The 14459-nt window shown below is 65.7% G+C and carries 13 protein-coding genes; 9 read left to right on the forward strand and 4 right to left on the reverse strand.

Annotated elements, in window-relative coordinates:
* Window positions 1-81 precede the first annotated feature (81 nt).
* Window positions 82-369: a hypothetical protein gene (locus tag ABLE71_RS15570; protein ID WP_348784340.1), complete on the forward strand. Its 288-nt coding sequence runs from the start codon at window positions 82-84 to the stop codon at window positions 367-369.
* A gap of 56 nt (window positions 370-425) precedes the next feature.
* On the opposite strand, the gene ABLE71_RS15575 is transcribed toward ABLE71_RS15570, so the two are convergent.
* Entirely contained in the window at window positions 426-1637 is a 1212-nt protein-coding gene (locus ABLE71_RS15575; RefSeq protein ID WP_348784341.1) for a multidrug effflux MFS transporter, read from the reverse strand.
* A 173-nt stretch (window positions 1638-1810) separates the two neighbouring features.
* Here ABLE71_RS15575 and ABLE71_RS15580 point away from each other — a divergent pair, with 173 nt between their 5' ends.
* From ABLE71_RS15580 to ABLE71_RS15595, 4 genes are all read left to right on the forward strand, one after another.
* Window positions 1811-2467, forward strand: coding sequence for a TetR/AcrR family transcriptional regulator (locus ABLE71_RS15580; RefSeq protein WP_348784342.1), 657 nt, complete (start codon window positions 1811-1813; stop codon window positions 2465-2467).
* Between the two features lie 164 nt (window positions 2468-2631).
* Window positions 2632-3174: an SspB family protein gene (locus tag ABLE71_RS15585; protein ID WP_348784343.1), complete on the forward strand. Its 543-nt coding sequence runs from the start codon at window positions 2632-2634 to the stop codon at window positions 3172-3174.
* Window positions 3175-3182: 8 nt separating this feature from the next.
* Window positions 3183-3377, forward strand: coding sequence for a DUF4169 family protein (locus tag ABLE71_RS15590; protein ID WP_348784344.1), 195 nt, complete (start codon window positions 3183-3185; stop codon window positions 3375-3377).
* Window positions 3374-3610 (forward strand): ribbon-helix-helix domain-containing protein, encoded by a 237-nt coding sequence (locus ABLE71_RS15595; RefSeq protein WP_348784345.1) that lies wholly within the window; start codon window positions 3374-3376, stop codon window positions 3608-3610. The genes ABLE71_RS15590 and ABLE71_RS15595 overlap by 4 nt, the downstream gene beginning before the upstream one ends.
* 58 nt (window positions 3611-3668) lie before the next feature.
* Here ABLE71_RS15595 and ABLE71_RS15600 read toward each other — a convergent pair whose 3' ends face one another.
* On the reverse strand, window positions 3669-7772 hold the full coding sequence (locus ABLE71_RS15600; protein ID WP_348784346.1) for an AsmA-like C-terminal region-containing protein: 4104 nt from the start codon (window positions 7770-7772) through the stop codon (window positions 3669-3671).
* A 115-nt stretch (window positions 7773-7887) separates the two neighbouring features.
* Window positions 7888-9312 (reverse strand): FAD-linked oxidase C-terminal domain-containing protein, encoded by a 1425-nt coding sequence (locus tag ABLE71_RS15605; protein ID WP_348784347.1) that lies wholly within the window; start codon window positions 9310-9312, stop codon window positions 7888-7890.
* Window positions 9313-9440: 128 nt separating this feature from the next.
* On the opposite strand from ABLE71_RS15605, the gene ABLE71_RS15610 reads away from it, so the two are divergent.
* The 3 genes from ABLE71_RS15610 (at window position 9441) to ABLE71_RS15620 (ending at window position 12132) form a co-directional block, all read left to right on the forward strand.
* The gene (locus ABLE71_RS15610; protein ID WP_348784348.1) at window positions 9441-9923 is read left to right on the forward strand and encodes a thioesterase family protein; all 483 of its coding nucleotides are present in this window, start codon (window positions 9441-9443) and stop codon (window positions 9921-9923) included.
* Window positions 9924-10386: 463 nt separating this feature from the next.
* Window positions 10387-11754: a cytochrome P450 gene (locus ABLE71_RS15615; RefSeq protein WP_348784349.1), complete on the forward strand. Its 1368-nt coding sequence runs from the start codon at window positions 10387-10389 to the stop codon at window positions 11752-11754.
* Between the two features lie 180 nt (window positions 11755-11934).
* Window positions 11935-12132 (forward strand): hypothetical protein, encoded by a 198-nt coding sequence (locus ABLE71_RS15620; RefSeq protein ID WP_348784350.1) that lies wholly within the window; start codon window positions 11935-11937, stop codon window positions 12130-12132.
* Between the two features lie 116 nt (window positions 12133-12248).
* On the opposite strand, the gene ABLE71_RS15625 is transcribed toward ABLE71_RS15620, so the two are convergent.
* Window positions 12249-13136: a dienelactone hydrolase family protein gene (locus ABLE71_RS15625; RefSeq protein WP_348784351.1), complete on the reverse strand. Its 888-nt coding sequence runs from the start codon at window positions 13134-13136 to the stop codon at window positions 12249-12251.
* A gap of 643 nt (window positions 13137-13779) precedes the next feature.
* On the opposite strand from ABLE71_RS15625, the gene ABLE71_RS15630 reads away from it, so the two are divergent.
* The gene (locus ABLE71_RS15630) at window positions 13780-14451 is read left to right on the forward strand and encodes a L,D-transpeptidase (RefSeq protein WP_348784352.1); all 672 of its coding nucleotides are present in this window, start codon (window positions 13780-13782) and stop codon (window positions 14449-14451) included.
* Window positions 14452-14459: the final 8 nt, after the last annotated feature.

The raw sequence follows: 14459 nt of genomic DNA on the forward strand, positions 1-14459 counted from the left end.
GTGCTCCGAAGCCGGGAAATCGCGGCCCTCCAAACGAAAGCCGTCGCCTGATACCGGCAGAAGATAGCACGGGAGGGCCGCGTGAAGCGCGCGTTTCTATTCGGGCTCACGGCCCAGCTAATCGTCATTGGCGCGATCTTTCTTGTTTTTGATGATCTGATGCTTCCAATGACCCGGTCTCCGGTCATTGGCATCGTCGCCCTGTGTTTGGGCATCGCGACCGCATATTTCGCCTGGAAGGCCGCCCCTCATCCGTCCTGGCTGGTCAAGATCGGGATGTGGATTGCGGGTTTTGTTGTCATCTACGTGGTCGTAATCCCCCTCATCGAGATCGTACTCGTGCTGATCATTCCCCTTATTTCAAGCTGAGACCCTACCGCCCAGAGCTGAGGCGGCACCCTGGCGGGGACGGCAGCGTGGCGCGCCTACTCCGCCGCCGCGGCAACCGCCTCCACGCGCCCTTCCCGTTTCAGCGTGACGAGCGTCAGAAGCAGCGCCAGCGCCGCGCACACCGCGATTCCGGTCATCATCGGCAGCGGCTCGCCGGTGGCGAAGAAGCCCGACACGGTCATCGCGACGACGCCCGTCACCATGTGGAGCGTACCCATCAGCGCCGAGGCCGTGCCGGCGATCTCGCCGTGCTCTTCCATGGCGAGCACCGAGGTGGTCGGAATGACGAGGCCGAGGAACCCGTAGCCGACGAAAAGGGTGACACTCATCAGCGCGAGCGACTCCAAGCCCGAGGCCATGACCGCGAAGCCCGCGAGGATCACGGCCGCGTAGCCGAACACCGCGATCCGTACGACCCTGTTCAGCCCGAACCTTTGCGTCAGCCAGCCGCTCATCTGGGAGACGGCGAAAAACGACACCGCGTTGACCGAGAAGAACAGGCTGTAGGCCGACGGCGAGAAGCCGTAGTGGTCGATGATGACGAAGGACGAGTTCGCCAGATAGACGAAGAAGCTCGCGATCCCGAAGCCGCCGATCAGCGACAGGCCGACGAAGGTGCGGTGGACCGAGAGAAACTTGTAGCCGGCCCAGGCGGCGGCGAAGGAGCTGCCGCCGCGATGCTCGGCCGGCCGCGTCTCCTCTAGCCCGAACATCATCAGGACGGCGGCGAGCACCGAGGCGATCGTCACCGCCCAGAACACGGCGCGCCAGCCGAAAGTCTCGATGATGATGCTGCCGGTCAGCGGCGCTAGGATGGGCGAGACGCTGAAGACAAGCATCAAGAGCGACATCAGCCTGGTCGCCTCCGGCCCGGTGTGAAGGTCGCGCACGACCGCGCGCGGCACCACCATGCCGGTCGAGGAACCCAGACCCTGCAGCAGCCGGAAGAAGATCAGCCACTCGACGTCGGGCGCGAGCGCCGCGCCGACGCTGGCCGCGGCGAACACCGCCAGGCCCCAATACATGACCGGCTTGCGGCCATACATGTCGGCGAGCGGCCCGACGAGCAGCGGCCCGACGGCGAACGACAGGAAGACGACGACCAGGCTCATCTGCACGGCGAGCGGGCTGGCGCCGAGATCGGCGCCGATCGTGGGCAGGGCCGGCAGATACATGTCGATGGCAAAGGGACCGATGGCCGAGATCAGGCCGAGCACGATCGCGATGCGGAGGAATCCGGATGTCATGACTTGCAAACCTTAAAATTGAACCGGCGAGGTCTTATCTGTAGCCGGGGCGACGCCTTGGAAGGCTCGATGCCTCGCTTGGCCGCTCCCCCGGCAAAACCACGCGAACACCGTTCTCGTCCAATTTTTTAGACAGCATTGTCCAATTAGTCAATCCATGCTATGAACGATTCATGGCGCCGACCACGATTGCTCCTGACATCCCTCTACCGCGAGGTCATGCGGCGAAACGCGTTTCGATCCTCGAAGCTGCCACCGACGTCTTCTGCCGCGAGGGCTATGCGGGCGCCAATATCGACATGATCGCGGCGGAAGCCGGCGTCTCCAGGCAGACCATCTACAACCACCACGGCGACAAGGAGAAACTCTTCGTGGCCGTCGTGCGCGCGCTTACCGAGCGGGCCAACGCCGGCATTTTCGCCACCCTCGCCACCTTCCCCGACCACCCGGCCGATCTCGAAGCCGAACTCGTTGACTTCGCGGTGAGGCTGAACCGCAACTGCATCTGCAACAGCGACGGCAAATATCTGCGCAAGCTGATCGAGGCGGAGGGCCGGCGTTATCCCGAACTCTTCGACACATGGCGCGAGAACGGCCCAAGCAAGACGTGGGCCGCGCTTGCGGCGCGCTTCGCCCGCCTCGCCCATGGCGGTTATCTCGACGTCGACGATCCGGACGTTGCCGCGCGCCAGTTCCTGGCGCTGATCAACGCCGACCTGCACGTGTCGATGGTGCTTGGCGATCAGCTCGGCGAAGAGCGCGTGCGCGAAGCAGCGCGAAACGCCGTGCGCACCTTCCTGCGCGCCTACGGCAAGCGCAAATCCATCTGAACGGCCGACCGGATATATGCTCCGCCCTGTTGAAGCACGGAGCGAATGATCTCTACGCGCCTGCCACTTGGAACCGGCCCTTGGCTGAGCGGTTCCTATAATTGTTTACGACAGCCCCAAGCTTGATTACAGCTATTGGACGATTCCACGGAACGCTCGACCGCATGGCCGAAGACCACATCCGCTACGACATTCTCGCCCAGGAGGCGTTGCGCGGCGTCATGCGCAAGGTTCTGGCCGAGGTCGCGCGGACGGGTCTGCCCGGCAACCACCACTTCTTCATCACTTTCCTGACCGGCGCGCCCGGCGTGCGCGTCTCGCCGCGCCTGCGCGAAAAATATCCCGAGCAGATGACCATCGTGATCCAGTTCCAGTACTGGGACCTGAAGGTCAACGACACGGGCTTCGAGATCGGCCTGTCCTTCTCCGACGTTCCGGAACGGCTGGAAATCCCCTTCGCCGCGGTGCGCGGCTTCTACGATCCTTCGGTCAATTTCGAGCTTGAGTTCGATGTGAAGACGGCGACGGAAACCGAGGCCAAGCCTGAAAAGCCGCTGGTCGAGGCCGCGAAACCCGCGGCTCCCGCCAGGAAGTCCGACGCCAGGAAGAAGTCGGCCGAAGCCGCCAAGGATGCGCCGGCGGCTCCTGCAACGCCCGCGGCAAAGAGCGCCGAAGTCGTGTCGCTCGACGCGTTCCGCAAGAAGTAGCGCGCCCCATGTCGACCGTGGTCAATCTCCGCACCGCGCGCAAGCGCAAGGCGCGGGCGGACAGGGAGCAGGCCGCTGGCGAGAACCGGGCGCTGCACGGCCGGTCCAAGGCCGAAAAGCTGCGTGATCGGCTGCAGGCCGAGAAGGCTTCGGATTTCGTCGAAGGCCACAGGCTCGAACGGAGCGATCGCGGCAAGCCGTGAGCCAGGTGCGCAAACATTCGGTCGCCATTCGTGGCCACCGTACCAGCTTTTCGCTCGAACAGCCTTTCCTCGACGATTTGCGCGCCATCGCGGCCGCGCGGCGGATCACCTTTGCGGCACTGATCGCGGAAGTCGACGCGGCAAGGCCGCGCGAGGCCAACCTCTCCTCGGCGCTGAGGATTTTCGTGCTCGCGCAGGCGAAGCTGGCTTCCGCGGTCACGGCCAACGCATAGGCGAAGATCGCGCCGTCGGCCAGCCGGTTCCACACACGGGTTCCGCCGGCCGGTTCGCCTATTGTATTCCCTGCAACATCTTCATGAAGCCGTCATCGGCGAACGGATTGGGCGCCGGCTCGGCCGGCCGGCCGACATCGGCTTGTGGCCGCGGCGGGCTTTCGTCGCTCGGTTCAGGCGAGGCGGCATCTTGCGCGGCGCGGCGAGCCGCTTCGGCCGCGAGAGCCGCGGCGGCGGCCTCTTGCCTTGCCCTTTCTTCGGCTTCCTGCCTCGCCCGTTCCGTCGCCTCGATACGTTCGCGCGTTTCGGCCTCGGCACGCGCCGCGGCTTCCGCCTCGCGCTCTGCCGCCTCGGCTTGCGCGCGCGCCGCTTCCTCGGCTGCGCGCTGCGCCTGTGCTTCGGCTCCAAGCCTTGCCTTTTCTTCCGCCTCCGATCTGGCGGCGGCTTCGGCCTCTAGCCGTGCCGCTTCCGCTGCCTGGCGCTCCGCCTCCTCGGCCGCGATCCGGGCGCGCTCCTCGGCCTCTCGCCTCGCTGTCTCCTCGGCTTCCAGCCGCGCCTTCTCCGCCTCGGCCTGGCGCGCCCGCTCTTCCGCTTCCGCTTTCAGCCGCGCCTCTTCCTCGGCCTTGCGTTTCGCCTCGGCTTCGGCCTCGGCGGCGAGGCGAGCTTCTTCCTGCTCTCTGCGCCATTGCTCGGTCGCGCGGTCGTGCTCTTCCTGCAGCGCCGCGTAGTAGCGCACCTCGCGCCGCAGCCGCTGCTTTTCGAGCAGCGCCGATTGCATCGCCTCGACGCGAGCCTGCTCGATCTCCAGCGCCCGCTGCGTCAGGAACTGCGCCAGCGGCTCGCTGTCGAATGTCCGCACCGTCGCTCCCACCCGGCCTTGCAGGTTGAAGCGCAGGGCCGGATCGGAGCCGACCAGCGCCTCCTGTCCGGGCTCGTAGCCGATCGTGCCGTCGATCGACACCTCTCCGGTGTTGAAGTTGGATTGCAGGTTTGCCTCAATCGTGGCGGCCGGGTTGGTCAGCTTGAGCGGCGGCGCACGCAACACGCCCGCGGCGACCGTGAAGGCCGCCTCGCCGGGATCGGCGGCGAAACTGCCCGACGTCGCGACGCCAGGCGCGAAGCTTGCCGTCCTGGCGGCGTCGATATCCTTGCCGAACAGGTCGGCGCGGGCGATGAACTGCGGCAAGGCGAGCGGATTGACTCCATCGATGGTGAGCGAGCGGAAGGCCGCCGAGCCCGAGCCGGACAGCGTCGCGACAAGCCCGCCGACCGACTTGCCGCTCGCCGAAAGCGTGGTCGAGATGTCGCCTGAACCCTGCAGGCCGGCGTCGCCGAGCACCGACCTGATGTCGGCGCCGCTGAGCTTCATCTGGCCGGAGAACAGCCCCGTGCCGCCACTGTTCTTCAGCTCGAACAGGCCGCTCAACTCGCCGTCGAAAAGCTTGCCGATGAGGTCGCTGAGCCTGAGGCTGTCATCGTCGAGCTTCAGCGTCAGGGCTACGTCGTAGGCGGTGACCGCCGGCCCGGCCGACAGCGTCGCCGCAGCCACGCCGAGCTCGGCGCTGAACGGCGCCGACACTATCGGCGCGAAGGGAGCCGAGGACCAGCCATTGCCCGTGCTCTCCAGCGCAGACTCGCCGAGCACCATCGCCGCCAGCGGTTCGAGGTTCAACTCGTCCAGCGTGAGTTGACCGGTCAGATGCGGCTTGCCGTCCTTGATGGCGGCGTTGATGCCGCCGCCGACAGAACCCTCGTTCACCGTGCCGGTCAGCGCGTCCACCACGAGCAGCCCGTCGGCATAGTCCGCATCGCCTTCGATCTCGACCCTGATGCCGGCGCCCATGGCGGGCAGCGCCACGCTGGCCGTCATCAGCCAGGGCTCGATATCGGAAGCGTTGAGCCGGGCGCGGCCCTTCACCGCGACGCCGCCCTCGGCGAGCCTTGCGGTGCCGGCGAAACCCGCCGAGAAATCGCCGGCCGTCAGGTTGAACGAGGCGGCAAGCTCTTCCGACAGCTTGCCTTTCAACGAGAAGCCGGTCTCGCCCGGGCCGGTCAAGCCGAGCGGCAGAACCGGCAGGCCATAAAGCGCAAGCAGCCTTGTCGCGTCTTCGTTGCGTCCCGACAGCGCGATCGAGACCTCGCCGTCTGCAGCCTGTCCGGGGTTGCCGTTGCCCGAAACGGTCGCTGACAGCGCCGTGCCTCCGGCGTTGCCATTCGCGCTGACGGCAATGCCGGTCGTGCCGTCTCCATTGGCCGCCGCCGTCGCCACGATGTCGAGCCGGGCGTCCTCGAACAGTCCGCGATATGCAGTCGCGCGTGAATGGAGGCCCTGGACGAAGACATTGTCCTTGTAGCGCTCGGCAGCCGCCGCGATCAGCGGCGCGAGGTCGACTGCAACCACGGAGGCGTCGATATTGCCCGACGGGCTGGCGGGGAAATCCCTGATCGTGCCTGTCGCGCTCACGGTCGCGCCGGCAAGGTCGCCGATCGACAGCCGGTCGATTTCCAGCAACCCTTCGCGCAGCCTGAACGCGGTGTCCACCGATTGCGCCGTCAGCCCGGCGGCGCTCACCGGCCCGGCCTTGACCTGCAGGTCCAGGTCGCCCTCCGCGAAACGGTTGACGCCGAGGTCGCTGACGAAGAGCGAGGCCAGCGCCGCAAGCCCGTCGACATCGAGTGCCCCGCCCTCGAGCGTCAGCACCGTCGCCGGCTTGGCGTCGCGCGGCTGCCTGCGCTCGGCCTTGCCGCGGAAGCTCGCGCTGCCGAGGCCGAGTTCGAGGTTGCTGAACGCCTGGCGCTCCTGGGTCAGGTCGACGTCGGCGCGGAAGCCCGCCGCTGGCAGCCGCCGTATCGCGTCGTCGACATCCTGCGACACCCATGCGGCGAAGCCGGACGGCTGGCCGATGGCAAGCAGCAGCGAGCCGCTGAAGCCAAGCTCGCCTTCGGTCCTCAGCGAACCGTCCGCCTCGAGCGTCGTGCGGCCGGGGAGAGTCGCGGCAAGCGACTTCACCGTCCAGCCGCCGGTTGCCGGCTCGGCGGAGAGGCGCACGTCGCGGACCGTCGTGTCGCCGGCCACCACGGCCGGCAGATTGACCTCGACCGTTCCCGGTATCGACGGCTTCGGCAGGTCGAGCAGAGCCTCCTGCAGGGCGGCTAGCCGTTGCGACAGCGTCAACCCCCCGCCGGAATCATCGGCGCCGATCGCCTCGTCGAAGCGCACTTGCGCGCCGTCGACCGAAAGCGCGAAGCGTGGCTCGGCAGCGAAATCGACGAAACCTCTGCCGTCCGCCGAATAGGGATTGTCGAGAGGCCCGGTCTCGAACAGGAACTCGTCGAAAGCGAGCCGCTCATTGTCGAGCGCGAACTTGCCTTTGATCCGGAACCCCGGCGGCTGCGGGCTTTCGCCCTGAGCCTGGTCCCGGCGCGCCGCGAGCCGGAAGTCGCCGGCATATTTCAGCGCCGCGCCCCCGTCGAAGCCAAGATCGCCGTCGGACTCGATCGAGACCTGCTGCAGTTCGGGTTCGGCCTGGATCCTCAGCCGCATCGCGCCGCCGCCTGTGTCGGCGAGGCCTGTATTGACCGTGACTGCCGTGCGCATGCCGTCGACGCGCATCGAGCCGACCATGCGCCACGGGCCGGCGAGTGACTTCGCCGAGACCTCGGTGTTGATCTCGGTCAGGCGATGGGTCCGCCCGCTGGCGGCATGACGGATGCTGACCTGGCCTTCCGTTATGGTCAGCTTCTCGATCGAGATCTGGCTCGCGTTGAAGGGCGCCGACGGGCGCATGACCCAGTCCACCGCGCCGTCCGCCGCGACGTCGATCGTCACTTTCGGCCGCTCCAGCCGCATGTCGAAGATGTGGAAATCGCCACTCAAGAGTGGCGCCAGTTCGGCGTCCATTGAGAAGGTCTCGGCGGTCATCGCCGGTTCGCCATTCGGCCCGCCGCCTACCACAACATCGGAGAAGGTCACCGAGGGGAACGGCAGGATCTTCGCCGTCGCTTCGCCGTTCACGGTGACCTTGCGCCCGAGAATGGCGCTCGCCTCGCGCTCGAAGCCGGCGCGGTAGGTCGACCAGTCGACAAAATACGGCGCCACCAGCGCCGCCGTCAGCGCCAGCACAAAAAGTCCACCGAAGATCACGAACAGTCGTGCCAGCATCGATCCTGATTGGTGCCTGAAACCTGCTGCCAGTGTATCTGCATCAGCGTGTCTATAAAGTGGCGATTTTCAAAGCGGTCGGCCCGCCTCCGATGGTGTCCGATGACCCTGCCGGTCATGTCCCGTGCCGCAGCGGCCAGATCTTGCCCGGATTAAGGATATTGTCGGGGTCGAGCGCCGCCTTGATGGCGCGCATCACATCGACGCCCTCGCGGCCGATCTCGCCCTCGATGAAGCCGATCTTGCCCTGTCCGATGCCATGCTCGCCGGTGCAGGTCCCGTCCATGCGCAATGCGCGCGCGTTCAGCCTGCCGACGAACTCTTCCGCCAGATCGATATCCCTGGGATCGCTGGTGTCCATCAGCACCAGCGTGTGGAAATTGCCGTCGCCGACATGCCCGACGATCGGCGCGATCAGGCCCATTTCGGCGATGTCGGCCTCCGTCTCGGCGATGCATTCGGCGAGCCGCGAGATCGGCACGCAGACGTCGGTCGAGAGCCCGCGCGCGCCGGGACGAAGCGTCAGCGACGCCCAGTAGGCGTCGTGGCGCGCCTTCCACAGCCTGTTGCGCTCCTCGGCGACGCTCGTCCAGATGAACGGCCCGCCACCGAACTCGGCGGCGATCTCACCGAAGGTCTGGGACTGCTCGGCGACGCCGGCGTCGCTGCCGTGGAACTCGAGGAAAAGGCACGGGCTCTCCGGATAGTCGAGCTTGGAGTAGTTCTTCATGGCGCGCATCTGCAGCGCGTTGACGAGTTCGATGCGGGCGACGGGAACGCCCATCTGGATCGTCGCGATGACCGCCTCGCAGGCCTGCTCGACGCTGGGGAACGGGCATACCCCGCCCGAGATGGCCTGCGGGATGCCGGCGAGTTTCAAGGTCAGCGAGGTGATGATGCCGAGCGTGCCCTCCGATCCGATCAGCAGCCTGGTCAGGTCGTAGCCGGCCGAGCTCTTCTTGGCGCGCTTGCCTGTCGTGACCACGCTGCCGTCCGCCATCACGGCGGTCAGCGACAGCACATTGTCGCGCATCGTGCCGTAGCGCACCGCGTTGGTGCCCGACGCCCTCGTCGCGGCCATGCCGCCGAGACTGGCGTTGGCGCCGGGATCGATCGGGAAGAACAGGCCGGTGTCACGCAAATGGTCGTTGAGCTCGTGCCGCGTCACGCCGGGCTCGACCGTGCAGTCCAGATCCTGTGCGTTGACCTCGACGATGCGGTTCATGCGCGACGTGTCGAGGGAAATGCCACCGCCCGGCGCGTTGACCGCTCCTTCCAGCGAGGTGCCCGCTCCGAATGCAATGACCGGCACGCGGTGCTCGGCGCAGACGCGCACGATTTCCTGCACTTCTTCCGTGCTTTCGGGGAACGCCACGCCGTCCGGCGCCTGCGCCGGGATATAGGTCGTGGTGTGCGCGTGCTGATCTCGGATCGACTGGCCGGTCTGGAAGCGCTCTCCGAAGCGCTGCTTCAATATGCCGAGCGCGGTCGCGATGCCGGCCTCGTTGCGTTCCAGGGTATTGAGGTCGCTGAGAGCCATGATTTCCTGCGCGACGTTTTCCTGCGCGGCTGGGCCATCCCGGCCCCTTGTGAAGCGCTTATAGCTGCGTACTCTCACAGGCTGGTGCGGCTTGTCCAGCACGCCGAAGAACGGAACCGGGATCGAAAATGAACATAGCCGCACCCTTCGTATCCCGCGCCATGGAGATCGAGAAGGACTGGATCGACTACAACGGCCACCTCAACATGGCCTATTACAACGTGCTGTTCGACCGCGGCTCGGACGACGCCTTCGAGATCATGGGCATGGGTCCGGCCTACGCGCGCGAGCGCAAGCTCACCATCTACACGGCCGAAGCCCATGTCTGCTACGTGCGCGAACTGCATCTTGGTGACAAGGTCACGGTCAGCTTCCACCTCATCGACCATGACGACAAGCGCCTGCGCGCCTACCAGGAAATCCGCCACGCCGAGGGATGGCTGGCGGCAACCTCGGAGACCCTGTCGCTCCACATCGACATGAGCGGGCCGAAGGTCGCGCCCTTCCCCGACGACGTGATGGATAAGGTCGCGGCGATGCGCGCCGCACACGCCTCGCTCGCCATGCCGGAACGGGCCGGCCGCTCGATCGGCATCAGGCGCAAGTCCTGAGCCGGCGAAAGGCCCGACTCAAAGAAAAGAAAGCGGCCTCACGGGATTCACCCCTTGAGGCCGCTTCCGGGATCCCCCGGCCGAAATCGATCAATTGAAGCGATAGTTCACGCCAAATTCATACGGTATGGACCGCAGGTCGACGATCGGATCGAAGCCGGCGGTGGGAAATTCATAACGCTCTCGCATGATCGTAACCCCGCCAGAACCAAAGCCCGAGACACAGCTTTCGTCTGGATTGAGGAATTAAGCGCTCCCGAATATTAGAGAGTCAACAAATAGATGCGCCCGCCAACGCGCTTCCGCCTGCATTGTCACCATTCTGCAACATTTTTGGGCACGCAAGGCAGGGGGATGGATTTTGGCGCCACTCCAGCGACTGGACTCCTGCGCGACGAAGCGTCTAATTCGCAAATCCCGTCTCCGGCGGGTCTCCAAACCCATCGCCGGGGTGAAATCGCGGATGAAAGCCCATGACATCGACAAATGGCGCTCGTTGCCGCTCCTTGCGCGCATCGCCCGCGACCCGATCTCGGCGACCCGTGCCCTGCATCGCGAGCATGGCCCGTTCGTACGGGTCGAATTGCCCTTCCGGATGAAGGGCGGTGCCTCGCACGTCAGTCTGATCGCCGACGCCGACCTCTACAAGACCGTGATGAGCGACAGCGATCTGTGGCAGAACGTGCAGATCACCTGGGGCGGCTTGCCAAACCACGCGTCGAGCCGCCTGTCGATGGGCATGACGCGGCTCAGGGGCGAGCGCCACGAGCACTACCGCAAGATGTTCATCGCGCCGCTGAAGCGGCCAGTCGTCGCGGCGATGAGCCCGGAGATGGCGCGCGTCGCCGCCGGGGAGATGGCGGCGTGGCCGCGCAACCGGCCGGTCGACCTGCAGCACGCCGTCACGGTGATGACCACCAAGCTCGCCGTCGCGCTGCTCTTCGGCAGCGATTTCGACCGCGCCTTGCCGATCACCGACCTCATCACCCGCCAGTTCAAGGCGTTTCGCGTCCTGCCCGGGCGGCAATATCTGCGCTGGGTCTGGAACGCCGACCGGCAGGAAAAGGTGATCATGGAATGGGCCAACGAGAAGCGCGGCAACCACAATGCGCGCGATCTCCTGTCCGTCCTCGTCAACAACCCCGATCTCGATGGATCGCCGCCCTCGCCGGCGATCATCTGCGGCATCATCTGCTTCCTCTACGCCGCCGCCTACGACACCTGCCTCAACGGCATCACCTGGACGCTGCTGCTGCTCACCCAGCATCCCGAAATCATGGAGGCGCTAACCGCCGAGATCGACGGGGCGCTCCAGGGCGAGTTGCCGACCATGGACCGCATCGGCCAGCTCCTGCTGCTCGACCGCGTCATCCGTGAAGGGATGCGGCTCATCCCCCCGGTGCCGCTGCAGATGCGCAAGGCCGTCCGTCCAACCGCGCTTGGCGACCAGGTGGTGCGGTATAGCGAACGCGTTCTGATCAGCGGCCATCTCATAGGCCGCGACCCGGAACTCTATCCCGAGCCCGACCGCTTCGTGCCGGAACGCTGGCGCTCGATAAAGCCGTCGCCTTTCCAGTATCCCGTGTTCGGCGCCGGCGGCCACATGTGCCCGGGCGTGGTCTTCGGCTTGCAGATGGTGAAGATCGCGCTTTCGACGATCCTGTCGGCCGGCCGGGTCGAACTCGCGCGCGACATGCCGGTCGGCTATCGCACCGCGGTCACCATGCAGCCGGTCGGCAGGGTAGAGGTTGTCCTGCGCGGCCACGGCGAAAGGCCGCGCAACCCGCGCGCCTCCGGAGGCCTCGCCAAGCTGGTCGCCCTGCCCGCCTGATTTGCCGGTGCATCGCTATGGCCGCGGTGCAACACTCGGGCGCCGAATTAACCTTTACGATCGGTAAACGTGCAAAAGCGGGCGCACCGCCATTGATCCGCGCCGTCGACTCGGCGGAAATCTGCCGCTGCAGGGGCATTGCCTGGACGGATACTCAGGGCACGATGCGGCGTGGGACGAATGAAACAGGATATCGGGGCAGTTGCGCACCGGCTCGCCGAGGACCACCGCCTCAGCGACTATGATTTCTGGCGGGCGCTTAAGAATCTGGACAACGAGATCTACCGCATGTCCGGCGACCACCAGCCGATCCCGATGGAGATGATCCGCTGGCGCGCCATTATCAAGCAGGCCCGGTCGAGACGGGGCTTCCATTAGAGTATCGGACCGAAAAGTGCGCAGCGGTTTTCGGACAAATCCGATGCTGAAACAAAGAGATAGAGCGGCGAAGCGTTTCCGTTCGCCTCTCTAGGCCCGAGCCGCGGCGCGGCCGGCTAACCCAGCTTGTCCTTGAAGAAGGCGATCGTCCGGCCCCAGGCGAGGTCGGCCGCCTCCTTGTCGTAGCGCGCCGCCGAGCTGTCGTTGTTGAAGGCGTGCTGAGCGCCGTCGTATACATAAATGGTGAAGTCCTTGCCGGCCGCTTCCAGAGCCGCCTTGTAGGCTTCGATGCCGGCATTGATGCGCTCGTCTTGCCCGGCATAGTGGAGCAGCAGCGCCGCCTGGATGCCGGGAACCTTCGCCGCATCGGCCTGCCTGCCATAGTAGGCGACGCCCGCCGCGAGGTCCGGCGACGCCGCCGCGAGATCGTTGACGGCGCCGCCGCCCCAGCAGAAGCCCATCGCGCCGACCTTGCCGGTGCCAAGTTTGTCGGCCTTCAGGAAATTCACCGTGGCGACGCCGTTGGCGACCGTCTGCGCGGGATCGAGCTGGCCGATCATCTCGCGCGCCTTGTCCTCGTCGGCCGGCGTGCCGCCGAGCGGCGACAGGTAGTCCGGCGCCAGCGCGACGAAACCTTCGAGCGCCACGCGCCGCGCGACATCCCTGATATGCGCGTTGAGGCCGCGATTCTCGTGGATGACGATGACCGTAGCCAGCTTGCCGCTCGTATCGGCGGGCCGCACCAGATAGCCCATCATGTCGCCGGTTGAGCCCGGCCCCGAGCCTGGCCAGGTGATATCCTCGCCTTTCAGCCTCGCATCGTCGGCCGGCACGATCTCGGCGGCGGCCGGATTGGCGGCGAGCAGCGGCGCGATGGCCGCCGCCGCGGCGCCCGAGCCGGCGAGCCTTGTCAGCTTCTCCATGAAGCCGCGCCGGTCGAGCGTCAGATGCGTGTATTCGTCATAGGCGTCGATCATTGCCTGGGTGATCGCAGGTGCCGTCATTTTCGCTCTTCCTAGTTTCCTCACCGCAAGGAAGTAGCCCGAATGCTGGCCGGGTCCATTCACGCTTGGGTGAGTTTTTTTCGCGATCGAAGCGCAGGTCAGGAACGCATGCGCCCATCCAGCGGGCGCGGCGCAGGACAGCGGGAGGACGGGATTTGCCGCAATCAGCTAGCGTCTCAGTTTGAGCTTTGAGGCTGATTCATGGCGAGTCGCACGGTCGGTCCCTATATGTAGTTACTGGAAAAGCACAGGAGTGGTCATGCCCCCCAAACAGACAACCGCCGAAGCCATGGCTCACACTGTAGGTGTCGATCCGAACGCGTTCCGCGATGCTTTGCGCAGCGTGAAGTATCCACGGAAGCGCACAACCGATTGGGAAGTGAAAATCGGTAGCCCCGCATATTCAGGAATGCGCACGGTTCTGGCGGGTCTCCTGCGGCGGAAGGCCGCCTGATACCGGCCTGGGCCTAAACGAGAAGCGCACCGCCAGTCGACAATGCCGCCTGCGTCACGTGCGCGAAATCAGACTGACCCACGACCCCGAAATCCGGTAAGTTGCCGGAAAAAAGTCCTTATTGTATGCTGTGTCACAGAAACTGGCTTATCGTCGGCCGGATGGCCGATCTTGCCGTGGAGGGGTCCCATGGAACTGAACCGTCGTGAGCTGATGCTTGGCGCACTGGCCGGCGCGGCCACGGGCGCCGGGCTCGTGCCTGCCGAAGCTGCCAAGGCCACATCGAAGTCCTCCTGGTATGCCGGGACCGCCGTCGACAACGGCGTCACCTTCAAGCTCACCAACTTCGCCGTGATCGACCAGAAGTGGCACAAGCAGATGGTGAAGTATAAGTCGAGCGAGCCGGCAGGCACGGTCGTCGTCGATACGCAGCACCATTTTCTCTACATGATTATCGAGAACCAGACCGCCATACGATATGGCGTCGGCGTCGGCCGCGACGGGTTCCAGTGGTTCGGCCGCGCCAATATCGACCGCAAGTCGCTGTGGCCGAAATGGACGCCGCCGCCCGAGATGCTGCTGCGCCAGCCCGACCTGCCGGCCTCCGTAGCGGGCGGTGCGCCGACCAATCCGCTGGGACCTCGGGCGATGTATCTCCATGGCGATGGCGGAGACACCGGTTATCGCCTGCACGGCACGCTTGAGCCCGGCAGCATCGGCAAGGACGTGTCGTCCGGCTGCATCCGCATGTTCCCGGAGCATGTGATCGACCTCTACCAGCGCTGCCCGATCGGCACCGCCGTCCAGGTTCTGCCGCACATCGCCGACCGCATGCCCCAGCTCGACGCCCAGAACGGATGAGCCAGACG

This window comes from Mesorhizobium sp. KR9-304, from assembly GCF_040049215.1.
Lineage (GTDB): Bacteria > Pseudomonadota > Alphaproteobacteria > Rhizobiales > Rhizobiaceae > Mesorhizobium_K.

Coding starts and splice junctions, on each gene's coding strand:
- ABLE71_RS15610 (WP_348784348.1), top strand. CDS start 9,441: ATGAACATAGCCGCACCCTTCGTATCCCGCGCCATGGAGATCGAGAAG.
- ABLE71_RS15605 (WP_348784347.1), bottom strand. CDS start 9,312: ATGGCTCTCAGCGACCTCAATACCCTGGAACGCAACGAGGCCGGCATC.
- ABLE71_RS15585 (WP_348784343.1), top strand. CDS start 2,632: ATGGCCGAAGACCACATCCGCTACGACATTCTCGCCCAGGAGGCGTTG.
- ABLE71_RS15625 (WP_348784351.1), bottom strand. CDS start 13,136: ATGACGGCACCTGCGATCACCCAGGCAATGATCGACGCCTATGACGAA.
- ABLE71_RS15620 (WP_348784350.1), top strand. CDS start 11,935: ATGAAACAGGATATCGGGGCAGTTGCGCACCGGCTCGCCGAGGACCAC.
- ABLE71_RS15600 (WP_348784346.1), bottom strand. CDS start 7,772: ATGCTGGCACGACTGTTCGTGATCTTCGGTGGACTTTTTGTGCTGGCG.
- ABLE71_RS15630 (WP_348784352.1), top strand. CDS start 13,780: ATGGAACTGAACCGTCGTGAGCTGATGCTTGGCGCACTGGCCGGCGCG.
- ABLE71_RS15590 (WP_348784344.1), top strand. CDS start 3,183: ATGTCGACCGTGGTCAATCTCCGCACCGCGCGCAAGCGCAAGGCGCGG.
- ABLE71_RS15580 (WP_348784342.1), top strand. CDS start 1,811: ATGGCGCCGACCACGATTGCTCCTGACATCCCTCTACCGCGAGGTCAT.
- ABLE71_RS15575 (WP_348784341.1), bottom strand. CDS start 1,637: ATGACATCCGGATTCCTCCGCATCGCGATCGTGCTCGGCCTGATCTCG.
- ABLE71_RS15615 (WP_348784349.1), top strand. CDS start 10,387: ATGAAAGCCCATGACATCGACAAATGGCGCTCGTTGCCGCTCCTTGCG.